Source organism: Aeromicrobium sp. SP1 (genome assembly GCF_055663785.1).
Genome location: NZ_JBQVVK010000001.1, coordinates 1,626,558 through 1,647,165, shown reverse-complemented (window position 1 = coordinate 1,647,165; position 20,608 = coordinate 1,626,558). Strand labels below are relative to the sequence as shown.

Sequence of the window (20,608 nt, the reverse complement as noted above, 5' to 3'; positions counted from 1 at the left end):
CGGTGGGCGAGTCCCGGGATCCCTCAGAACAGGCGCAGTGAGGGGTCGTCGAGGCCGCGCAGCTCGTTGTAGTCGACGACGACGCACTCGATGCCGCGGTCGTTCGCGAGCGTGCGGGCCTGCGGCTTGATCTCCTGGGCGGCGAAGATGCCGCGGACGGGGCGGAGCTTCGGATCGCGGTTCATCAGCTCGAGGTAGCGGGTCAGCTGCTCGACACCGTCGATCTCGCCGCGGCGCTTGATCTCGACGGCGACCGAGGCGCCCGAGGCGTCGCGGCACAGCAGGTCGACCGGACCGATCGCGGTCATGTACTCACGGCGGACGAGGCTCATGCCCTCGCCGAGGGTGGCGGTGTGCTCGGCCAGCAGTTCCTGGAGGTGCTTCTCGACCCCGTCCTTCTGCAGGCCCGGATCGACGCCCAGCTCGTGCTGCGAGTCGTGCAGCACCTCCTCGAGCCGGATGCGCAGCGTGTCGTCGGTCTTCTGGGCCGAGACCGTCCACTCGACGACGCCGTCGTCGGCGACGCCCTCGCGCAGGGTGCACGGCGGACTCATCCAGTTCAGCGGCTTGTACGAGCCGCCGTCGGCGTGCACGAGCACGGAGCCGTCGGACTTGACCATGATGACCCGCACCGCGAGCGGCAGGTGAGCCGTCAGCCGGCCGGCGTAGTCGACCTGGCAGCGGGCGACGACGATCCTCACTGGCGTTCGAGAGTGCCGAGCTTGAACGTGATCGTGTCGCCGGACAGCATGCCCTCGTCGGTCACGCCGTCGTCGCCGTCGAGGTACACGGTCGTGCCCTCGACGCGGTACGAGCCGGACAGGAAGTCCTCGTTGCCCTCGAAGTCGGAGGTGAACGTGCCGTCGTCGGCGAACCGGACGGTCCAGTCGGCCTCCTCCGAGCGCCACGTGCCCGTCAGGTCCGTGCTCGGGGCATCGGTCGTGGCCGTCGCGCTGGGCGTGGTCGAGGACGTGGCGGCCGTGTTCGACGGCTCGTCCTGCGTCCCGCAGCCGGCGAGCCCACCGAGCAGGGCGATCGCGGCGGTGGCCACCATCAGGCGTTTGGACATGGGTCTCCCATCACGACATCAAGACTGTCACGCTAGTCTTTCACGAACGCTCGGCGGGGGACCGTACCGACGGGCCAAGCCTCGAAGGAGATTCTCGATGCAGGAGACCGTGGACCGCCTCAACGCCGACGACGAGGGTGGCCGGATCGCCCGAACGCTGCTCTTCCCCTACCTCAACCACGCCGCCACGATGTATGGCGCGGGCTACGCCACGGCGGCCGACATCGATGCGGGAATGCGCTTCGGCTGCGGCTACCCGATCGGCCCGCTGGCGCTCGTGGACGCGCTCGGCGCCAAGACCGTCGTCGACGGACTCGAGGCGCAGTTCGCCGTCACCGGCGATCCGCTGCACGCGCCCGCGGACGTGCTCCGGCAGCAGGCTTCCGACGGCGGCACCTTCGCCGGCGAGGAGGCCGACATCGCTCCGGCCGCACTGCGCCACACGATCGAGCGGGTCGGCGTCGTCGGCACCGGCACGATGGCCTCGGGCATCGTCCAGGTGTTCGCGCAGGCCGGCTACGACGTCGTCTACGTCGGGCGGTCGCAGGACAAGCTCGACGGTGTCATCGGCTACATCACCAAGAACCTCGACCGGGCGATCTCGCGCGGCAAGCTCGACGAGGACGGCAAGTCCTCGGTGCTGGAGCGGCTCACCGGCTCCACCGAGCGCGAGGCGCTCGGCGACGTCGACCTCGTCGTCGAGGCGATCGCGGAGGACCTGGACATCAAGCTCCAGCTGTTCCGCGACCTCGACCGCATCTGCAAGCCCGGAGCGATCCTGGCGACGACCACCTCGTCGCTGTCGATCAAGTCCTGCGCGGACGCGACGAGCCGCCCGTCCGACGTCATCGGGATGCACTTCTTCAACCCGGCGCCGGTCATGAAGCTCGTCGAGGTCGTCACGACCGACGAGACGTCCAAGGACGTCGACGAGACGGTCCGCGCGCTGTGCTTCTCGACGGGCAAGCACCCCGTGTCGTGCGGCGACCGCGCCGGCTTCATCGTCAACGCCCTGCTCTTCCCGTACCTCAACGACGCGATCAGGCTGCAGGAGTCGGGCGAGGCCTCGATGGAGCAGATCGACACGGCGATGAAGGAGACCAAGCTCCCGATGGGTCCGTTCGAGCTGCTCGACGTCGTCGGCAACGACGTCTCGCTCGCGATCCAGGAGACGCTCGTCGGGGCCTTCGGCCACGAGGGCTGGCAGCCGGCGGAGTCGCTCAAGCAGGCCGTCGCGGAGGGCCGCCTCGGCCGCAAGACCAAGGCCGGCTTCCACACGTACTGAGCGACCTAGACTGGTGGGCATGTCCCGCCGCAAGCAATCCGCCGCACGGGCCCGCAATCGCGGGCCCGTGTCGCGTGCGGAGCAGCTCGTCGACAAGCGCGACGGGACGTGGTGGGTCCGCGCGATCACGGGCGCGACGTCGGAGAAGCGCTACCGCTGCCCGGGGTGCGATCAGCTGATCGCGCCGGCCACGCCGCATCTCGTGGTGTGGCCGCAGGAGCCGACGTCGTTCCTCGTCGCCGACCCGTTGGAGGAGCGCCGCCACTGGCACGCGGCGTGCTGGAGCCGGCGGGGCTGAGCGCCGCGCGCTGATGGTGCTGCGACTCATCGGGCCGGCGGGCCCACGGTGGCCGTGACGATGCGGTGCAGGGCCCACTCGAGGGGTCCTCGGGGGAATCGCACGAACCACACGCTCGCGAAGAGCAGGGCCGCGACGAGTGTCCAGCCGGCGAGCGCCGCCGAGCCCTGCGCCACCGCCGGATCGAGCCGGATCGCCCACCAGTAGGCCACCACGTGGGCGACGTAGAGCGTGAGCGCCATGCGGCCGGCCGCCTCCAGCGGGTACAGCACGTTGCGGGCGCGCGGCGTGACCACGAGCAGCAGGGCCAGCGCGCCGATCGCGATCGCGAGCACCGACGCCGCCTCGAGCGGGTTGCGGGACCGGTGGTCGTCCATGAGTGCTGTGACCAGCAGGCCGTCGGCGAGAGGATCCCTCGCGAGCAGGCGCTGCGTCACGTCCGCGGCGAGGGCGTGCAGCATGACGCCCCCGACCAGACCGACGCCGGCCACGACGAGCGCCGTGTCGGCCGCGGTCCGCAGCCGGCCGAGCCCGAGCCCGACGAGCAGGAAGCCCGTCCACTGCACGGCAGGGTAGGGCTGGCCGACGAACAGCGACCCGACCGGGTTCGCCCCGAACTCCGGCCACCACCGGTCGATCGCCGCGACCAGCAGCGGTCCGAGCACGGCCAACGCCGTCCCGAGCCCGACGAGCACGGACGGCCGCACCCGCAGGAACGGCAGCGCGAGCACGAAGTAGACGGCGTAGGAGCTCAGGATCACGGCGACCGGGGTGCCGAGCGCGCTCAGGAAGGCGCCGAGCACGGCGAGGACGGCCGAGCGCACGAACACCGCGAGGCGGTCGTCGGCCAGGCGCCGGCCGTCGTGCGGCGAGGTGCCTCCGGTCGCGAGCGCCAGGGAGCAGCCGGCGACGACGACGAACAGCACGGCGGCCCGTCCGTCGCCGACGTGTCGCCAGGAGACGACGACACCCGGATCGAATTCGATCCGGGTGTCGAGGTGGGCGACCACCATGCCGACGAGCGCGAGTCCGCGAGCTGCATCCAGCCCGCGGACCCGCGTCATCGTCGTGGCGATCAGATGCCGCGGAAGCGGTTGATCTCCGTGAGGTGCTTGGCGCGCTTCGCCTCGTCCGTCACGCCCAGTCCCTCCTCGGGGGCCAGCGCGAGGACGCCGACCTTGCCCTGGTGCCGGTTGTGGTGCACGTCGAGGGCGGCCTGGCCGGTGTCCTCGAGCTTGTACACCTTCGACACGGTCGGGTGGATGAGGCCCTTGTCGATGAGCCGGTTCGCCTCGAACGCCTCGCGGTAGTTCGCGAAGTGCGAGCTCTTGATGTTCTTGAGGTTCATCCAGAGGTAGCGGTTGTCGTACTGGTGCAGGTAGCCCGACGTCGACGCGCACGTGATGATCGTGCCGCCCTTGCGCGCGACGTAGACCGAGGCGCCGAAGGTCTCGCGACCCGGGTGCTCGAAGACGATGTCCGGGTCCTCGCCGCCGGTGAGCTCGCGGATCTTCTTGCCGAACCGCTTCCACTCGGAGGGGTCCTGGTTGTGCTCGTCCTTCCAGAACTTGTAGCCCTCGGCCGAGCGGTCGATGATGTGCTCGGCGCCGAGCGAGCGCACGATCTCGGCCTTGTCGGGGCTGGACACGACGCACACCGGGATGCCGCCGCCGTTGAGCACCATCTGCGTCGCGTACGAGCCCAGGCCGCCCGAGGCGCCCCAGACGAGGACGACGTCGCCCTGCTTCATGTTCGCGCCGTTCTTGCTGACGAGCTGGCGGTAGGCGGTGGAGTTGACCAGTCCGGGGGACGCGGCCTCCTCCCAGCTCAGGTGACCCGGCTTGGGCATGAGCTGGTTGGACTTGACGATCGCGAGCTCGGCCAGGCCGCCGAAGTTCGTCTCGAAGCCCCAGATGCGCTGCTGCGGGTCCATCATCGTGTCGTCGTGGCCGTCGGGGCTCTCGAGCTCGACCGAGAGGCAGTGCGCGACGACCTCGGCGCCCGGCTTCCAGGCGTTGACGCCCGGGCCCGTACGCAGTACGACGCCGGCCAGGTCGGAGCCGACGATGTGGTACGGCAGGTCGTGGCGCTTCGTGAACTCCGAGAGCCGGCCGTAGCGCTCGAGGAAGCCGAAGGTCGAGACCGGCTCGAAGATCGACGTCCAGACGGTGTTGTAGTTGATCGCGCTCGCCATCACGGCGACGAGCGCCTCACCCGGCGCGAGCTCGGGCAGGGGGACGTCGTCGAGGTGGAGGCTCTTGCGCGGGTCCTTGTCCCGGGAGGCGATCCCCTCGAACATGTTCTCCTCGTCCTTGTGGACCGTGATGGCCCGGTAGGTCTCGGGGAGCTCGAGGTTCTGGTAGGTCTCGGCGTGACGATCGCCGGACAGGATGGCGTCGAGGATGTGCTGCACTGATCTTCCTTCGCGTCGGTGCTGACGTGGGGGCGTGCCAGATGTTACTGGCGAGAAACTTCGGCCGCGACCGCAGCCTCGGTTCAGTGCGAGGATGCGGCGGGCTGGACCAACTCGACCAGGACGCCGCCGGCGTCCTTCGGGTGGACGAAGTTGACGCGGCTGTTCGACGTGCCCCGCTTGGGGGTGTCGTAGAGGAGCCGCACGCCACGGTCGCGCAGGGTGGTCGTGACCGCGTCGATGTCGGTCACACGGTACGCCAACTGCTGCAGGCCCGGACCACTGCGGTCGAGGAACTTGGCGATCGTCGACGACGCGTTCAGCGGCGCGAGCAGCTGGATGCACGATCCGGAGTCGCCGACGGCCAGCATGGCCTCGCGGACGCCCTGCTCCTCGTTGACCTCCTCGTGGATCGACTCGAGGCCGAAGACGCGCGAGTAGAACTCGATGGCCTCGTCGAGGTCGGGGACGGCGATGCCGACGTGGTCGATGGCGGTGAGCAGGTGGCCCGGAACAAGGCTTTCGCTGGTCATGTCGCGAAGCGTAGTCGGGCCCGGCGTCCCCTGCGGATGCACCCCGAACCGCGGGAGAATGAGGCATGGACACCGAACCCATCACCTCCATGACGGAGACCGAGGCCTGGGACCACCTGGCCGAGCAGACGTTCGGGCGCCTGGCGCTGGCCATCGCGGGCCAGCCGGAGATCTTCCCGATCAACTACACGGTCGACCGGCGCACGATCCTGTTCCGCACCGCCGAGGGCACCAAGCTCATCGGCATCGTCATCGACAGTCACGTCGCCTTCGAGATCGACCGCATCGAGGGCGACCGCGCCCTCAGCGTCGTCGCGAAGGGGATCGCCCGCGAGATCGACCACGAGGCCGAGGCCGCGCAGTACGACCTCTCGGGGCTGCACCCCTGGATACCCACGCTGAAGTACCACCTCATCGCGATCGAGGTCAGCGAGGTCACCGGACGGCACTTCCGGCTCGGGCCGGAGCCGGAGCGCCAGCCCGTGATGTGACGTGACGCACGCCCCGTCGGCGCGATGTCACCCGCGGGTACAGTGACCCCAACGCACGCACCGAAGGAGCACGTTCCATGACCCAGTCCGTCATCGTCGCCGGGGCCCGCACCCCCATTGGTCGCCTCCAAGGCGGCCTGAAGACCCTGTCCGGGTCCGACCTCGGAGGCATCGCCATCAAGGGCGCCCTCGAGAAGGCCGGCATCACCGGCGACCAGGTCGACTACGTGATCATGGGCCAGGTCCTGGGAGCAGGAGCCGGCCAGGTGCCCGCGCGCCAGGCGGCGTTCAAGGGCGGCATCCCGCTCGACGTGCCGGCGATCACCGTCAACAAGGTGTGCCTCTCGGGCATCAACGCGATCGCGCTGGCCGACCAGCTGATCCGCGCCGGCGAGTACGACGTCGTCGTGGCCGGCGGCCAGGAGTCGATGACCCAGGCGCCGCACCTGCTCAAGGGCTCGCGCGACGGCTTCAAGTACGGCAAGACCACGATGCTCGACCACATGGAGTACGACGGCCTGTGGGACGCGCTGACCGACCAGGCGATGGGCTCGCTCACCGAGCAGCGCAACGCCACGTTGGACACCCTCACCCGCGAGGAGCAGGACGCGTTCGGCGCCCGCTCGCACCAGCTGGCCGCCGAGGCGCAGAAGAATGGCCTCTTCGACGACGAGATCGTCCCCGTCGAGATCCCGCAGCGCAAGGGCGACCCGATCGTCGTCTCGGCCGACGAGGGCGTGCGCGGTGACACCACGACGGAGTCGCTGGGCCGCCTGCGCCCGGCGTTCTCGAAGGAGGGCACCGTCACGGCCGGCACCGCCAGCCAGATCTCCGACGGCGCCGCCGCGGTCGTCGTCATGAGCAAGGCCAAGGCCGAGGAGCTCGGCCTGTCGTGGATCGCCGAGATCGGCGCGCACGGCAACGTGTCGGGCCCCGACTCGACGCTGCAGGAGCAGCCGGCCAACGCGATCGCGAAGGCCGCCGCGAAGGAGGGCATCGACGTCGCCGACATCGACCTGTTCGAGCTCAACGAGGCGTTCGCGGCCGTCGGCATCGTGTCGGCCAAGAAGATGGGCGTCTCGCAGGACAAGGTCAACGTCAACGGCGGCGCGATCTCGCTCGGTCACCCGATCGGCATGAGCGGCGCGCGCATCGTCCTGCACCTGGCGCTCGAGCTGGGTCGGCGCGGCGGCGGCGTCGGCGCGGCCGCCCTGTGCGGCGGCGGTGGCCAGGGCGACGCCCTGATCATCCGCGTCCCGAAGGCCTGAGCACTGCATCGTCGCGGACGCGGGCGTTGAACCCCAGGAACATCGACGTCACCGACCTGGTCACGCGGGCGCAAGCCGGCGAGGCCAGGTCGGTGGCGCGTCTGATCACCCTCGTCGAGACCGAGTCCGACCACCTGCGCGAGGTCAGCGCGGCACTCGCGCCGCTCGTGGGCCATGCGCACGTGATCGGGCTGACGGGATCGCCGGGCGTGGGCAAGTCGACCACGACCTCGGCCCTCGTCACCGAGCTGCGTGCGCGGGGCCGGCGCGTCGGGGTGCTTGCGGTCGATCCCACCTCGCCGTTCAGTGGGGGAGCGCTGCTCGGCGACCGCATCCGCATGGGCGAGCACGCGACCGACCCCGAGGTGTTCATCCGGTCGATGGCCAGCCGGGGCCACCTGGGCGGCCTGTCGTGGGCCACGCCGCACGCGATCCGCGTCCTCGACGCGGCCGGCTGCGACGTCGTCCTGCTCGAGACGGTCGGCGTGGGACAGTCCGAGGTCGAGGTCGCCGGTCTGGCCGACACGACCGTCGTCCTGCTCGCGCCGGGCATGGGTGACGGGATCCAGGCGGCCAAGGCCGGGATCCTGGAGATCGGCGACGTGTTCTGCATCAACAAGGCCGACCGCGACGGTGCCACGACCACGCGCCGAGAACTGCGCACGATGCTGTCGATGTCCAGTCACGAGGACGGCTGGAAGCGGCCGATCGACCTCACGGTCGCGACCGAGGGACAGGGCATCGCCGAGCTCGTCGACGACCTCGAGGCCCACGCCGAGCACCTGCGCTCGACCGGCCAGTTGGCCGGCCGGCGGACCTCCCGACTGCGCCGTGAGGTCCAGGCGATCGCGCTGGACCACGTACGACGACGCTTCGTCGTCGACGGGGGAGACCGGCTCACCGAGCTGGCCGCCGACGTGTACGCCGGACGGATCGACCCGTTCTCGGCGGCCGACGTCCTGCTGGGCGACGCAGACGAATGAGCTCATTCCGGTCGTGCCTCCGTCATCTCGGCACTACCCTCGGGTAGAACTGTCTGCGTGAAGAAGGCAGTCATCCTGGTCGTGGGGCTCTTCGTGCTCTGGTACCTGCTGTCGTCCCCGTCGGCCGCAGCAGACACCGTCCGGTCGATCTACGACGTCACCGTGGAGGCGTTCTCGCAGGTGGGGGTCTTCCTCTCCGAGTTCCTCTGAGGCCCGTGCCGATGGACGAGCGTCTGGGAATCGAAGAGGCTCCGCCCGGCTGGACGCGGCGGTTCTGGCATCGCGTCCACCACCCGTTCCCCGACCCGCACGCCAATCCCCGGCTGCTCGCGCGGCTCAATCCGCGCGACGGCGAGAAGGTGCTGCGGGTCGTGCCCAAGCACATCGCCGTCTACTACCCGGTCCCGCTCGCGGCCGTCGGTGTGTTCGTGGCGCTCGCGCTCGTGGCGGCGCGCTGGAACACCGCGACCCAGCTGCTGTTCCTGATCGCCGTGATCGCCCTGCTCGTCACGATGGTGCGCGCCTACGTCGAGTGGCGCGACGTCTTCGTCGTGACCAACTGGCGCGTCGTGCGACTCAGTGGGGTCCTCACCGCCCGGGTCGCGACGATGCCGATCAATCGCATCCTGGACATGACGATGACGCGCCCTCCGCTGGGCCGGATCCTCGACTACGGCCACTTCGTCTTCGAGTCCGCCGCCCAGGAGCAGGGCCTGCGGGAGATCAAGTTCGTGCCGGACATCTTCACCGTCGATCGCCAGATCAACGACGCGGTGAACAAGGAGAACCGTCGGCGCGAGCGGATCGCCTCCGCGCCCGAGCGGCACCGCGACGAGTCGCCCGTGTCGGACGTCGAGACGACCGATCCGATCACCGGCCTGTGAGCGTGGTTCCTAGACTGGCTCCATGAGCTTCTCGCAGCCCGGCGCGTTCGACCTGTCCTCCTTGGCGAAGCCGCGACCCGAACCCGGTGCCGCCCCGGCCGGTGACGGCGCGATCTACGCGGTCGACGTGACCGAGGCCGACTTCCAGAGCATCGTCGACGCCTCGATGCGGCACCTCGTGGTGCTGAGCGTCTGGTCGCCGCGTTCGCAGCAGAGCGTGGACTTCAACGAGGTGCTGGCCCAGGCCACGTCGGCGTACGGCGGCGTCCTGCAGCTGGCGCGGGTCGACGTCGACGCCAACCCGGGCATCGGGCAGGCCCTGCAGGTGCGCGCCGTCCCGTTCGTGGTGGGACTCGTCCAGGGTCAGCCGGTGCCGCTGTTCCAGGGCACGGTCGAGGCCTCGGAGGTGCGCCGCTACTTCGACGAGCTGGTGCGGCTGGCCCAGCAGAACGGCCTCACGGGGCGCGCCGAGCCGTCGAGTGCGCCGGTGGCCGAGGAGCCCGAGGACCCGGCGGACGATCCGCGGTTCGCCGTCGCCGACGAGGCCTACGCCCGCGGTGACTTCGACGCCGCCGTCGCCGAGTACGAGCGACTGCTCGCCCAGAGCCCCGCGGACGCGGAGATCGCCGAGCGGCTCGCGGCGACGCGGCTGTACGCGCGCGTCGCGGGTACCGACCTGCAGGCCGCGCGCCAGGCCGCGGCGGACGCCCCGGACGACCTCGACGCCCAGCTGCTGGTCGCCGACCTGGACGTCAGCGGAGGTCACGTCGACGACGCCTTCGGCCGGCTCATCGGTCTGGTCAAGCGCACGAGCGAGGACGATCGCGAGCGCGTGCGCGAGCACCTGCTCGACCTGTTCACCGTCGTCGGGCTGACCGACCCCCGCGTCGCGCTCGCCCGCCGCGCCCTCGCCGCCGCCCTGTTCTGACGGGTGTCGGTTTACCACGGTCCCTCGGCATATTGCGTCCTCCCTCGGTGAGTTCACCGAGGGAGGAGCCAACGAACCGTGGGACCGTGGTAAACCATCACTCCGGCTGACGCGGGGCCTCGCGGTACGAGGCCAGGCCGCCGGCGGCGAGTGAGTCGAGCAGCTCGATCGTGGCGAGGGTCGCGTGCTCGTGCACCGCGGCCGGATCGCACCAGTGCACGGCGGCGATCTCGGTGCGCTGCAGCACCATCTGCTCGACGACGTCGGCGTCGGTGACACCCAGGTCGAACACGAACAGGCACGCGTCGTCCCACTGGCGCCACGCGGGCAGCCAGTTCATCGTGACGAGTCCCTCGATCGAGACCGTGACGCCCAGCTCCTCCTGCAGCTCACGCACGAGGCCCTCGGCGGGACTCTCGCCCACCTCGACGACGCCGCCGGGCAGGTCCCACTCCTTCTTGTACGTCAGCTCGCACAGCAGGATGCGGCCGTCGCGATCGCGCCACAGGCCCTGACCGATCACGCGCTTGCGCGGCAGTCCGGCGTTGAGGATCGCGACGAAGCCCTCGTGGCTGAACGCCGGCGGGTCGCCCGCGACGCGGCCCAGCAGCACGTGGTCGAGCTCGTCGCCCGCCCCGCGCGCGACGCCCTCGCGGCGCAGGCCGGCGATCGACGCGGCACGCAGCCCGATGGAGTCGTCGGTGGGGACACGGGCTTCGACCCGGTTCCAGCCGAGCTCGTCGAAGGCGAACTGCACGGCCAGGCGCAGCGCCCGGCTCGCGATCATGGCGCCGGGACCGGGTCCGAACCTCCAGCGCATCGAGCCGCGATGGCGGCCGGCCTTGCCCTGGGCGCGTTGCAGCGCGACGGTACCGATCCGCTCGCGGTCCTGCAGGACCGCGAAGCCGTGCAGATCGTCGGCGCCGGACGTCGGCTCCAGGATGAGGTCGTCATCGCGCAGGGTCGTGGTGGCCTCGGTCACCTGCCTGAGGCTACTCCCGCCGTGATGGAATCGATGACGTGTCCGATCCGCGAATCCGCCCTGCGACCCCCGACGACGTGTCAGCCATGGTGCGTCTGGTGCACGTCCTCGCCGCCCACGAGGGCGGAACCGACGAGTGCTCGCTGACCGCGGAGGCGTTGGGGGAGCGGCTCTTCGGCCCCGCGCCGGCCGTCTTCGCCGATGTGGCGGAGGTCGACGGCGAGGTGGTCGGCGTCGCGCTGTGGTTCCTGACCTTCTCGACGTGGCACGGCGTGCACGGGATTTGGCTGGAGGACCTGTGCGTCGATCCCGACCACCGCGGCGGCGGACTCGGCCGGGCCCTGCTCGGCACGCTCGCGGCGCGATGCGTCGCCCGTGGGTACACGCGACTGGAGTGGAATGCCTCGGTCGGCAACGACGGTGCGATCCGGCTGTACGACGCGGTCGGCGCGACGGTGAAGCAGGGCTCGCTCGAGTACCGCCTCACGGGACCGCCGCTGCACGCCCTCGGTCGGGTGTCCTGACGCTGTCCTATGCTTCGGCCCAACCCACACAGGAGGCAGTCACATGGCGGAGTTCGTCCGACTCGAGGTGGCCGACGGCATCGGCACGATCCGGCTCGACCGGCCCAAGATGAACGCGCTCGACGCGCAGGTCCAGGACGAGCTGCTGCAGGCGGCCCGTGAGGCGGACCGGCGCGACGACGTGGCCGCCGTCGTGGTGTGGGGCGGCGAGCGCGTGTTCGCGGCCGGCGCGGACGTCAAGGAGATGGCCGACATGGGCTTTCCCGAGATGCTCGCGCACGGACACCTCCTGCAGGAGTTCACGCGGGCGATCGCGGCGATCGGCAAGCCGACCGTCGCGGCGATCACGGGCTTCGCCCTCGGTGGCGGCCTCGAGCTGGCTCTCGCGGCTGACGTCCGATTCTGTGCCGACGACGCGAAGCTCGGCCAGCCCGAGATCCTGCTCGGCATCATCCCCGGCGCCGGCGGCACGCAGCGCCTCGCCCGGCTCGTCGGGCCGTCGAAGGCCAAGGACCTCATCTACACGGGTCGCTTCGTGGGTGCCGACGAGGCGCTGCGGATCGGTCTCGTCGACGAGGTGCTGCCCGCGGCGGAGGTCTACGAGCGGGCCCGGGCCTGGGCCGCGCAGTTCGTCGGGGGACCGGCGATCGCGCTGCGCACCGCGAAGGACGTCATCGACCGTGGACTCGAGGTCGACCTGCAGACGGGCCTGGAGATCGAGCGCGTCGGCTTCACCGGACTGTTCGCGACGCAGGACCAGAGCGACGGCATGCGGTCCTTCGTCGAGAACGGTCCGGGCCGCGCCACCTTCACCGGCAAGTGAGCCACACCACAGCTCCTCGAGGTTCACACGTCGTTACCTTCCAGTAACATGACCGCAGGAAAGGGTCGCCTCACTGGGAGATTTGCCCACGTGGCAAGGTGGACCTGAAAAATCCGCGGGAGGCCAAGCCGGCTTCCCGCGCCCCGAATTCACAGGAGGGTCCTCGTGACCAAGATCGTTGTCGCTGTGAAGTACGTCCCGGACGCCACGGCGGACCGGACGTTCGAAGCGGATAACACCGTCGACCGCGAGAACGTCGACGGCCTTCTCTCCGAGCTGGACGAGTACGCCGTCGAGCAGGCGCTGCAGGTGACCGAGGCTGGTGACGGTGAGGTCACCGTGCTGACCGTCGGCCCGGCCGACGCTGCCGACGCCGTGCGCAAGGCGCTGCAGATGGGCGCCGACGCCGGCGTCCACGTCGAGGACGACGCCATCGCCGGCTCGGACGCCTTCGCGACCTCGCTCGTGCTGGCCAAGGCCATCGAGAAGCTCGACTACGACCTCGTGTTCTTCGGCATGGCCTCGACCGACGCCGGCATGGGCATCGTCCCGACGCTGGTCGCCGAGCGACTCGGCCTGCCGGCGATCACGTACGCCTCGGAGGTCTCCGTCGACGGCGACACGGTCAAGATCCGTCGCGACGGCGACTCGGCCACGCAGGAGATCGAGGCCACGGGCAAGCTCGTCGTCTCGGTCACCGACCAGACCGGTGAGGCTCGCTACCCGTCCTTCAAGGGCATCATGGCGGCGAAGAAGAAGCCCGTCGAGCAGTGGTCGCTCGCCGACCTCGGCGTCGACGCGTCCGAGGTGGGCCTGGACAACGCGTGGACCAAGGTCGACTCGACCACGGCCCGCCCGCCGCGTACCGCCGGCGAGATCGTCACCGACGAGGGAGACGGCGGCGCCAAGCTCGTCGAGTTCCTCGCGTCCAAGAAGTTCGTGTGAGTAGGAGCCTGAATCAATGAGTGAAGTTCTCGTTCTGATCGACGCCCCCCAGGGCAAGGTCACGAAGCCCTCGCTGGAGCTCCTGACGATCGCCCGCCGCATCGGCGAGCCGTCGGCAGTCGTGTTCGGTGACGCCGACACGGCGGTGCTCTCGGAGTACGGCGCGGAGAAGATCTACACGTACGCCGACAGCGTCTACGACGAGTACCTCGTGGCCCCCAAGGCCGAGGCCCTCGCCGCACTGGTCGCCTCCGCGTCCCCGGCCGCCGTGCTGGTCCCGTCCAGCGCCGAGGGCAAGGAGATCGCCGCCCGCGTCGCCCTGAAGTCCGGGTCCGGCCTGATCACCGACGCGGTCGACGTGACCGTCGAGGGTGGCACCGTCACCACGACGCAGTCGGCGTTCGCCGGCAACTTCACGGTCGCGGCCCAGGTCACCACCGCCGCCGCGGTCATCGCCGTCAAGCCGAACTCGGCCGCTCCCGAGGCCGTCGCCGGCGCGGGCGCCGTCGAGGCCGTCTCGTTCGACGTCCCCGACTCGGCCAAGCAGGTCCGGATCGTGTCGTCGGAGCCGCGCGTCTCGACCGGACGTCCCGAGCTGACGGAGGCCGCGATCGTGGTCTCCGGCGGTCGTGGCACCGGTGGCGACTTCACCGAGGTCGAGGCCCTGGCCGACGTCCTCGGCGCCGCGGTCGGCGCCTCGCGCGCTGCCGTCGACTCCGGCTGGAAGCCGCACACCTTCCAGGTCGGCCAGACCGGCAAGACCGTCTCGCCGCAGCTCTACATCGCCAACGGCATCTCCGGTGCGATCCAGCACCGCGCCGGCATGCAGACCTCCAAGACGATCGTCGCGGTCAACAAGGACGAGGAGGCGCCGATCTTCGAGCTCGTCGACTTCGGCGTCGTCGGCGATCTCAAGGCCGTGCTGCCGCAGGCCACCGAGGAGATCACCAAGCGCAAGGGCTGAGCCCCTCCGCGCCGCACGAACGGCCTCGCACCCCTCGGGTGCGAGGCCGTTTCGGTGTTCGGGTGGCCCGATCGGGCCAGGGGTGCTGGTCCGTTGGTTTGGTTGCAATTCGATTGCAAACCCCGCTGGCACCGCATCTCGACTGTGCAGACGCTGTGCCCGGGTGATAGCAAGGACCAAGCCGGGCACACGTGTGCCCAACTGTTCCAACCAGGAGGAATCCATGCGACTCTCTCGGCGTACACGCCTTGCGGGAGTGGGCCTTGTCGCTGCCAGTCTGATGCTCGCTGCGTGCAGCAGCGGTGGCGGAGACGACGACAGCGCCGGCGACAGTGTCATCACCGTCTACGGCACGAACCCGCAGAACCCGTTGATCCCGACCGCCACGAACGAGGTGGGCGGCGGAGACCCGCTGAACAACCTCTTCGCGGGTCTGGTGTCCTACAACACCGACGGGTCCGTCACCAACGAGGTGGCCGAGTCGATCGAGCCCAACGAGGACAGCACCGTCTGGACCGTCAAGCTCAAGGACTGGAAGTTCACCGACGGATCGGCCGTCACCGCCGACTCGTTCGTGAAGGCGTGGAACTACGGCGCCAACCCGGCCAACAAGCAGCTCAACAACTACTTCTTCTACCCGATCGAGGGCACCGACGACGTCGGCAACACGGTCGAGGGCGCTGACACGGTCTCCGGCCTCAAGGTGGTGGACGACAAGTCGTTCACGATCACGCTGAAGAACCCCGAGTCGGACTTCCCGCTGCGCCTGGGCTACTCGGCGTACTTCCCGGTCCCGGACACGGCCTACGGCTCGGACGGCAAGATCACCACGGAGTACGGCGACAAGCCGATCGGCAACGGCCCCTACAAGCTGACCGACGCTGGCTGGGAGAAGAACAAGCAGATCGCCATGGAGCCGAACGGCGACTACGACGGCGCTCGCAAGGCCAAGAACGACGGCCTCGTCTTCAAGTTCTACGAGTCGACCGACGCGGCCTACACGGCCGTCCAGTCCGGCGACCTCGACGTCCTGGACCAGGTCCCGCCGAGCGCGCTCACCACGTTCGAGTCCGACGACTCGGTCAAGGCGTACAACGAGCCCGGCTCGAACTTCTCCTCCTTCACGGTCCCCGAGCGTCTCGACCACTTCGGTGGCGAGGAGGGCCGCCTGCGTCGTCAGGCGATCTCCATGGCGATCAACCGTGAGGAGATCACCGAGAAGATCTTCAACGGCACGCGTACCCCGGCGAAGGACTTCACGTCGCCGGTGCTCGATGGCTGGACCGACAAGGTCGAGGGCAACGAGGTGCTCGACTTCAACGCCGACCAGGCCAAGAAGCTGTGGGCCGAGGCCGACGCGATCGCTCCGTGGAGCGGCAAGTTCCAGCTGGCGTACAACAACGACGGCGCCGGCAACAAGGAGTTCAGCGAGGCGGTGACGAACCAGATCAAGAACGTTCTGGGCATCGATGCCTCGCCGAAGGCGTACCCGACGTTCGACGAGCTGCGCACCGCGGTCACCGATCGCAGCATCCAGACGCCGTTCCGTACCGGTTGGCAGGCGGACTACCCGTCGATGCTCAACTACCTCGGCCCGATCTACGCCACCGGCGCGGGCTCGAACGACGGCGACTACAGCAACAAGCAGTTCGACAAGCTCACCACCGAGGCCGCCGCGGCCCAGGGTGACGAGCGCTACACGTTGATCGGCGAGGCCCAGGCGATCCTGCTCAAGGATCTGCCGGCCGTCCCGCTGTGGTACCAGAACGCCACGGCCGTCACGAACAAGGACCTTGGTGGGTTCGTGTTCAACTGGCAGCAGAAGCCGGACTACTACGCTCTGACGAAGTAGTTCGAGCCGGACGCACCGGCGCAGGGGCAGCCTCCAAAGAGGCTGCCCCTGTGCGCGGGCGGCCCACATGCGGCACGATGGCCTCCAGACCGGTGGCACGTGATCGCGGTACCGATCTCTTCCCGTGACCCAGGAGGTCTTTCGTGTGGTGGTACGTCGGAAAGCGACTCCTACAGGCGATCCCGGTCTTCCTCTTCGCCACCCTGCTCATCTATGCACTGGTCTTCCTGCGACCCGGTGACCCGATCCTGGGCCTGGTCGGCAACAAGCCGGTCTCCGAGGAGGTCCGTCAGGCGCTGCGCGACCAGTACCACCTGAACGACCCCTTCCTCGTGCAGTGGCTCTACTTCCTGCGCGACATCTTCACGCTCAACCCCGACTTCGTCGGCCTCGACGGTCAGCCCGTGATCGAGAAGATCGCGAACGCCTTCCCGGTCACCGCGACGCTCGCGATCATGGCGCTCGCGATGGACGCGATCATCGGCATCACCGTCGGCACGATCGCGGGCCTGCGACGCAACAGCTGGTTCGACTCCACGACGCTCGTGCTGTCGCTGGTCCTGCTGTCCATCCCGATCTTCGTCGTCGGCTTCGTGATGCAGCTGATCTTCGGCGTCCGGCTGGGCTGGTTCCCCGCGGTCGTCGGTGGCGACTGGTCGGTCGAGGACCTGATCCTGCCGGCCTTCGTGCTGGCGATCGCGAACATCGCCACGACGATGCGCCTGACCCGCACCTCGGTGGCCGACAACCTGACCGCCGACCACGTGCGCACCGCGCGGGCCAAGGGCCTCAAGCGCGGCGTGGTGGTGCGCCGGCACGTGCTGCGCAACTCGCTCGTGCCGGTCGTGACCTACATCGGCATCAACCTCGGCTCGCTCATGGCCGGCGCGGTCATCACCGAGGGCATCTTCAACATCCCCGGCATCGGCAACCTGGCGTACGGCGCGGTGAACCGGGGCGACACTCCCGTGACGGTGACCGTCGTGGCCGTCATGGTCATGGTCTACGTGCTGATGAGCCTGGTCGTCGACCTGCTGTACGCCGTGCTCGATCCGAGGATCCGTTATGCCTGAGTCCATCGTTCGTCCCCATCAGGCCCGCTACGTCGCCCCGCTCGAGGAGACGCCGCTGCGCGACATCGACGCCGTCGTCGTCGACGCGGCGCCCGAGAGCCAATGGCGCGAGGCCTGGAAGCGCCTGCGCAAGTCGCCGCTGTTCTGGCTGTCGGCGTTCATCATCGCGGTGCTGGCCGTCATGATCGCGTTCCCGACGCTGTTCACCGACGCCGACCCGAACGCCGCATCACTGGACAAGCAGTGGGATCCGCCCAGCCCGGGCCATCCGTTCGGCTACAACTTCCAGGGCGCCGACGTCTGGGCCCGCACCGTCTACGGCGCGCGCGCCTCGGTCGCGGTCGGCGTGCTCACGACGCTCATCACGACGGTCCTGGGCGTGGTCAGCGGAGCGATCGCCGGCTTCTACGGCGGCTGGTTCGACACGATGATCTCGCGCATCAGCGACGTGTTCTTCTCGATCCCGCTGCTGCTCGCCTGCATCGTCGTCATCTCGGTGATCAACAACCTCTACCCCGATCGCGGGTTCTGGGGCTCGGTGCTCGTCGTCGTGCTCGCGCTGGCGCTGTTCGCCTGGCCGCAGATCACGCGTCAGATGCGCGGTGCCGTGCTGGAGGTCAAGAACCTCGAGTTCGTCGACGCGGCCACCGCGATCGGCGCGTCCCGGCTCGCCAACCTGCGTCGGCACATCGTCCCGAACGCGCTCTCGCCGGTGATCGTGTCCGCGACGATCCTGCTGGGCATCTTCATCGTGTCGGAGTCGTCCCTGTCCTTCCTGGGACTGGGCCTGCCCCAGAACGTCGTGTCATGGGGCAACGACCTGTCCGACGCGCAGAACCAGGTGCGGGCCGGAACCCACCTCGTCGTCATGTGGGTTCCGGCGACGGCCCTTGCGGTCACCGTGCTCGGCTTCATCCTGCTGGGTGAGGCCGTGCGAGAAGCACTCGATCCGAAGGCGAGGAAGTCATGAGCCGGCACGACCAGACCCCGCTGCTGGAGATCCGCGATCTGCACGTCGGGTTCCGCGGTGAGAAGAAGACGCAGATCCTGCCCGCGGTCGACGGGGCGAGCCTCGCGATCTACCCGGGACAGACCGTGGCGATCGTGGGCGAGTCCGGCTCGGGCAAGTCCACGCTGGCGCACGCCGTCATCGGCCTGCTGCCCGGCGCGGGTGTCATCACCGGGGGAGAGATCCTGTTCGAGGGTCGCGACATCACGAAGGCGGACCAGCGCGAGGTGCTGGCGCTGAGGGGCTCGTCGATCGGCCTCGTGCCGCAGGACCCGATGTCGAACCTCAACCCGCTGTGGCGCGTCGGCTCGCAGATCAAGGAGTCGCTCGTCGCGAACGGCATCGCGCACGGCAAGGAGGCCGACGAGCGCGTCGCCGAGCTGCTGGAGGAGGCGGGTCTGCCCGACGCCGCCCGCCGCGCGAACCAGTACCCGCACGAGTTCTCCGGCGGTATGCGCCAGCGGGCCCTCATCGCGATGGGCCTGGCCTCCCGGCCGAAGCTGCTGATCGCCGACGAGCCGACATCCGCGCTCGACGTCACGGTCCAGAAGCAGATCCTGGACCACCTCGATGGGCTCACCGCCGAGCTCGGCGTCGCCGTCCTGCTGATCACGCACGACCTGGGCCTGGCCGCGGAGCGTGCCGACCACCTCGTCGTGATGTACCGCGGCAAGATCGTGGAGTCCGGCCCCGCGCTGGAGATCCTGCAGGACCCGCGGCACCCGTACACGCAGCGACTCGTCGCGAAGGCGCCCTCCCTGGCGTCTCAGCGGCTCTCGTCGCGCAGCGCCCGCGCCGAGGTGCGCGAGCGGGCCGTCCAGGTGGCCGAGGGCGTGGTCTCCGAGGAGCATTCGACCGAGGTCTCCGCCGATGCACTCTCCGACCTGTCGACCGTCGCCGACGTGGGCTCGGACACGGGCCTGGCACTGACCTCGACGACGCACGCGTCGCTCATCAAGCGTGGCCTGGCCGTGGTGCTCGACGCGCTGCTGGTGGCGCTCGTGCCCGCGTTCGTGGGCATCGTGGTCGGCGGGCTGATCTGGGCCGCCACGGCGAAGGGGTTCCAGCTCGGCTTCGTGATCGCCGGGGGCCTGACACTGGCGTACTACGTGGCCTACATGTGGAAGCTCTCGGCCGACCGCGGCTACACGCCGGGCAAACGGGCCTGGGGCCTGTGGATCGTCGATCAGGACACGCTGCACCCGATCGGGCTGTCCCGCTCGATCGTGCGTGCCCTGATCCTGTGGGCCTCGGTCGTGCTGACCGCCGGCATCGGCGCGATCGTGCTGGCCGTGTTCATCCGGTCGAACCGCCGCCGTCAGGGCTGGCACGACCTCGTGGCGAAGTCGATCGTGCTGCCGGACACGGCGCTGGGCAACCTCGCGGTGGCCCGGGTCGACCTGGGCGACGACGTCGACCCGGCTGCCGTCGACGACGTCATCGTCGTGGAGAACCTGACCAAGGTCTTCCCGCTGCGCGGCGAGCACCCGTGGCAGACGAACGACTTCATCGCCGTCGACGACGTCTCGTTCCGACTGCGTCGCGGCACCACGACGGCGATCGTGGGCGAGTCCGGCTCGGGCAAGTCCACCGTCGCGCGCATGGTGCTGGGCCTGTTGGAGCCGACCTCGGGACGCGTGCTGTTCGACGGGTCCGACGTGAGTCTGCCCGAGAGCCGCGCCCAGGAGCTGCGCCTGCGCCGCAAGATGCAGCCGGTGTTCCAGAACCCGTACGCCTCGCTCGACCCGCTGTACTCGATCTACCAGTCGATCGAGGAGCCGCTGCAGACGTTCGGCGTCGGCACGCGCAAGGAGCGCGAGGCCAAGGTGCGCGACCTGCTCGACAAGGTGGCCCTGCCGACGACGGTCATGAACCGCTTCCCGGCCGAGCTGTCCGGCGGTCAGCGCCAGCGCGTCGCGATCGCCCGGGCCTTGGCCCTCGACCCCGAGGTCGTCATCTGCGACGAGGCCGTGTCGGCCCTCGACGTGCTCGTCCAGGCGCAGATCCTGCAGCTGCTGAACGACCTCCAGGCCGACCTGGGACTGAGCTACCTGTTCATCACGCACGACCTCGCGGTCGTCCGGCAGATCGCCGACGACGTCGTGGTCATGCAGAACGGCAAGGTCGTCGAGCACGCCTCGGTCGACGAGGTGTTCGCCCATCCGCGCGAGGACTACACGCGCAAGCTGCTCGACGCGATCCCGGGGGCTGCGATCGAACTGGGCTGATCGCTCGATCCATCCGCGTGGGAGTGTTCGAACAGGTTGACTGATTCGAACAGGTG

22 protein-coding genes are annotated in these 20,608 nt (G+C 69.5%); 16 read left to right on the top strand and 6 right to left on the bottom strand.

The window, feature by feature from the left end; translation table 11 throughout:
• Positions 1-23: 23 nt before the first annotated feature.
• On the bottom strand, positions 24-701 hold the full coding sequence (nucS, locus tag ACT26F_RS08025; RefSeq protein ID WP_471669991.1) for an endonuclease NucS: 678 nt from the start codon (positions 699-701) through the stop codon (positions 24-26).
• Positions 698-1,069, bottom strand: coding sequence for a hypothetical protein (locus ACT26F_RS08020; protein ID WP_471669990.1), 372 nt, complete (start codon positions 1,067-1,069; stop codon positions 698-700). The genes nucS and ACT26F_RS08020 overlap by 4 nt, the downstream gene beginning before the upstream one ends.
• Positions 1,070-1,166: 97 nt before the next feature.
• On the opposite strand from ACT26F_RS08020, the gene ACT26F_RS08015 reads away from it, so the two are divergent.
• Together ACT26F_RS08015 and ACT26F_RS08010 are read left to right on the top strand one after the other, a co-directional pair.
• Positions 1,167-2,354, top strand: coding sequence for a 3-hydroxyacyl-CoA dehydrogenase NAD-binding domain-containing protein (locus ACT26F_RS08015; RefSeq protein ID WP_471669989.1), 1,188 nt, complete (start codon positions 1,167-1,169; stop codon positions 2,352-2,354).
• A 19-nt stretch (positions 2,355-2,373) separates the two neighbouring features.
• Positions 2,374-2,652, top strand: a complete 279-nt coding sequence (locus ACT26F_RS08010; RefSeq protein ID WP_471669988.1) for a hypothetical protein — start codon at positions 2,374-2,376, stop codon at positions 2,650-2,652.
• Positions 2,653-2,678: 26 nt separating this feature from the next.
• On the opposite strand, the gene ACT26F_RS08005 is transcribed toward ACT26F_RS08010, so the two are convergent.
• The 3 genes from ACT26F_RS08005 to mce form a co-directional block, all read right to left on the bottom strand.
• A complete protein-coding gene (locus ACT26F_RS08005; protein WP_471669987.1) occupies positions 2,679-3,716 on the bottom strand; it encodes a heparan-alpha-glucosaminide N-acetyltransferase domain-containing protein in 1,038 nt (345 codons plus the stop codon).
• Between the two features lie 11 nt (positions 3,717-3,727).
• On the bottom strand, positions 3,728-5,065 hold the full coding sequence (gene ccrA / locus ACT26F_RS08000) for a crotonyl-CoA carboxylase/reductase (protein WP_471669986.1): 1,338 nt from the start codon (positions 5,063-5,065) through the stop codon (positions 3,728-3,730).
• Positions 5,066-5,148: 83 nt separating this feature from the next.
• Positions 5,149-5,598: a methylmalonyl-CoA epimerase gene (gene mce / locus ACT26F_RS07995; protein WP_471669985.1), complete on the bottom strand. Its 450-nt coding sequence runs from the start codon at positions 5,596-5,598 to the stop codon at positions 5,149-5,151.
• Between the two features lie 65 nt (positions 5,599-5,663).
• Here mce and ACT26F_RS07990 point away from each other — a divergent pair, with 65 nt between their 5' ends.
• From ACT26F_RS07990 to ACT26F_RS07965, 6 genes are all read left to right on the top strand, one after another.
• Positions 5,664-6,089 carry a pyridoxamine 5'-phosphate oxidase family protein gene (locus ACT26F_RS07990; protein WP_471669984.1) on the top strand — a complete coding sequence of 142 codons (426 nt, stop codon included), beginning with the start codon at positions 5,664-5,666 and terminating at the stop codon, positions 6,087-6,089.
• A 77-nt stretch (positions 6,090-6,166) separates the two neighbouring features.
• Positions 6,167-7,357 carry an acetyl-CoA C-acetyltransferase gene (locus ACT26F_RS07985; RefSeq protein WP_471669983.1) on the top strand — a complete coding sequence of 397 codons (1,191 nt, stop codon included), beginning with the start codon at positions 6,167-6,169 and terminating at the stop codon, positions 7,355-7,357.
• Between the two features lie 26 nt (positions 7,358-7,383).
• On the top strand, positions 7,384-8,340 hold the full coding sequence (gene meaB / locus ACT26F_RS07980) for a methylmalonyl Co-A mutase-associated GTPase MeaB (RefSeq protein ID WP_471669982.1): 957 nt from the start codon (positions 7,384-7,386) through the stop codon (positions 8,338-8,340).
• 57 nt (positions 8,341-8,397) lie between these two features.
• The gene (locus ACT26F_RS07975; RefSeq protein ID WP_471669981.1) at positions 8,398-8,550 is read left to right on the top strand and encodes a hypothetical protein; all 153 of its coding nucleotides are present in this window, start codon (positions 8,398-8,400) and stop codon (positions 8,548-8,550) included.
• An 11-nt stretch (positions 8,551-8,561) separates the two neighbouring features.
• Positions 8,562-9,224 carry a PH domain-containing protein gene (locus ACT26F_RS07970; protein WP_471669979.1) on the top strand — a complete coding sequence of 221 codons (663 nt, stop codon included), beginning with the start codon at positions 8,562-8,564 and terminating at the stop codon, positions 9,222-9,224.
• Between the two features lie 22 nt (positions 9,225-9,246).
• Complete coding sequence (locus ACT26F_RS07965; RefSeq protein WP_471669978.1) at positions 9,247-10,152, top strand: tetratricopeptide repeat protein; 906 nt, start codon at positions 9,247-9,249, stop codon at positions 10,150-10,152.
• 97 nt (positions 10,153-10,249) lie between these two features.
• On the opposite strand, the gene ACT26F_RS07960 is transcribed toward ACT26F_RS07965, so the two are convergent.
• A complete protein-coding gene (locus ACT26F_RS07960) occupies positions 10,250-11,134 on the bottom strand; it encodes an NUDIX hydrolase (protein WP_471669977.1) in 885 nt (294 codons plus the stop codon).
• A gap of 38 nt (positions 11,135-11,172) precedes the next feature.
• On the opposite strand from ACT26F_RS07960, the gene ACT26F_RS07955 reads away from it, so the two are divergent.
• From ACT26F_RS07955 to ACT26F_RS07920, 8 genes are all read left to right on the top strand, one after another.
• Positions 11,173-11,658, top strand: coding sequence for a GNAT family N-acetyltransferase (locus tag ACT26F_RS07955; RefSeq protein WP_471669976.1), 486 nt, complete (start codon positions 11,173-11,175; stop codon positions 11,656-11,658).
• A 43-nt stretch (positions 11,659-11,701) separates the two neighbouring features.
• Positions 11,702-12,481 carry an enoyl-CoA hydratase/isomerase family protein gene (locus tag ACT26F_RS07950; RefSeq protein ID WP_471669975.1) on the top strand — a complete coding sequence of 260 codons (780 nt, stop codon included), beginning with the start codon at positions 11,702-11,704 and terminating at the stop codon, positions 12,479-12,481.
• Positions 12,482-12,646: 165 nt separating this feature from the next.
• Positions 12,647-13,426 (top strand): electron transfer flavoprotein subunit beta/FixA family protein, encoded by a 780-nt coding sequence (locus tag ACT26F_RS07945; protein WP_471669974.1) that lies wholly within the window; start codon positions 12,647-12,649, stop codon positions 13,424-13,426.
• Between the two features lie 16 nt (positions 13,427-13,442).
• Positions 13,443-14,390 (top strand): electron transfer flavoprotein subunit alpha/FixB family protein, encoded by a 948-nt coding sequence (locus ACT26F_RS07940; protein WP_471669973.1) that lies wholly within the window; start codon positions 13,443-13,445, stop codon positions 14,388-14,390.
• Between the two features lie 280 nt (positions 14,391-14,670).
• Entirely contained in the window at positions 14,671-16,242 is a 1,572-nt protein-coding gene (locus tag ACT26F_RS07935; protein ID WP_471669972.1) for a peptide ABC transporter substrate-binding protein, read from the top strand.
• A gap of 143 nt (positions 16,243-16,385) precedes the next feature.
• Positions 16,386-17,315, top strand: coding sequence for an ABC transporter permease (locus ACT26F_RS07930; protein ID WP_471669971.1), 930 nt, complete (start codon positions 16,386-16,388; stop codon positions 17,313-17,315).
• Positions 17,308-18,285: an ABC transporter permease gene (locus ACT26F_RS07925; protein ID WP_471669970.1), complete on the top strand. Its 978-nt coding sequence runs from the start codon at positions 17,308-17,310 to the stop codon at positions 18,283-18,285. The genes ACT26F_RS07930 and ACT26F_RS07925 overlap by 8 nt, the downstream gene beginning before the upstream one ends.
• Complete coding sequence (locus ACT26F_RS07920) at positions 18,282-20,552, top strand: dipeptide ABC transporter ATP-binding protein (protein ID WP_471669969.1); 2,271 nt, start codon at positions 18,282-18,284, stop codon at positions 20,550-20,552. Before ACT26F_RS07925 ends, ACT26F_RS07920 begins: the two co-directional genes overlap by 4 nt.
• Positions 20,553-20,608 lie beyond the last annotated feature (56 nt).

What these genes read in the sequence shown, in the direction of transcription:
- ACT26F_RS07965 (WP_471669978.1), top strand. Translation starts at nt 9,247, where the DNA reads ATGAGCTTCTCGCAGCCCGGCGCGTTCGACCTGTCCTCCTTGGCGAAG.
- ACT26F_RS08010 (WP_471669988.1), top strand. Translation starts at nt 2,374, where the DNA reads ATGTCCCGCCGCAAGCAATCCGCCGCACGGGCCCGCAATCGCGGGCCC.
- ACT26F_RS07940 (WP_471669973.1), top strand. Translation starts at nt 13,443, where the DNA reads ATGAGTGAAGTTCTCGTTCTGATCGACGCCCCCCAGGGCAAGGTCACG.
- ACT26F_RS08005 (WP_471669987.1), bottom strand. Translation starts at nt 3,716, where the DNA reads ATGACGCGGGTCCGCGGGCTGGATGCAGCTCGCGGACTCGCGCTCGTC.
- ACT26F_RS08015 (WP_471669989.1), top strand. Translation starts at nt 1,167, where the DNA reads ATGCAGGAGACCGTGGACCGCCTCAACGCCGACGACGAGGGTGGCCGG.
- ACT26F_RS07970 (WP_471669979.1), top strand. Translation starts at nt 8,562, where the DNA reads ATGGACGAGCGTCTGGGAATCGAAGAGGCTCCGCCCGGCTGGACGCGG.
- ACT26F_RS07990 (WP_471669984.1), top strand. Translation starts at nt 5,664, where the DNA reads ATGGACACCGAACCCATCACCTCCATGACGGAGACCGAGGCCTGGGAC.
- mce (WP_471669985.1), bottom strand. Translation starts at nt 5,598, where the DNA reads ATGACCAGCGAAAGCCTTGTTCCGGGCCACCTGCTCACCGCCATCGAC.
- ACT26F_RS07950 (WP_471669975.1), top strand. Translation starts at nt 11,702, where the DNA reads ATGGCGGAGTTCGTCCGACTCGAGGTGGCCGACGGCATCGGCACGATC.
- ACT26F_RS07925 (WP_471669970.1), top strand. Translation starts at nt 17,308, where the DNA reads ATGCCTGAGTCCATCGTTCGTCCCCATCAGGCCCGCTACGTCGCCCCG.
- ACT26F_RS07935 (WP_471669972.1), top strand. Translation starts at nt 14,671, where the DNA reads ATGCTCGCTGCGTGCAGCAGCGGTGGCGGAGACGACGACAGCGCCGGC.
- ACT26F_RS07985 (WP_471669983.1), top strand. Translation starts at nt 6,167, where the DNA reads ATGACCCAGTCCGTCATCGTCGCCGGGGCCCGCACCCCCATTGGTCGC.
- ACT26F_RS08020 (WP_471669990.1), bottom strand. Translation starts at nt 1,069, where the DNA reads ATGTCCAAACGCCTGATGGTGGCCACCGCCGCGATCGCCCTGCTCGGT.
- ACT26F_RS07920 (WP_471669969.1), top strand. Translation starts at nt 18,282, where the DNA reads ATGAGCCGGCACGACCAGACCCCGCTGCTGGAGATCCGCGATCTGCAC.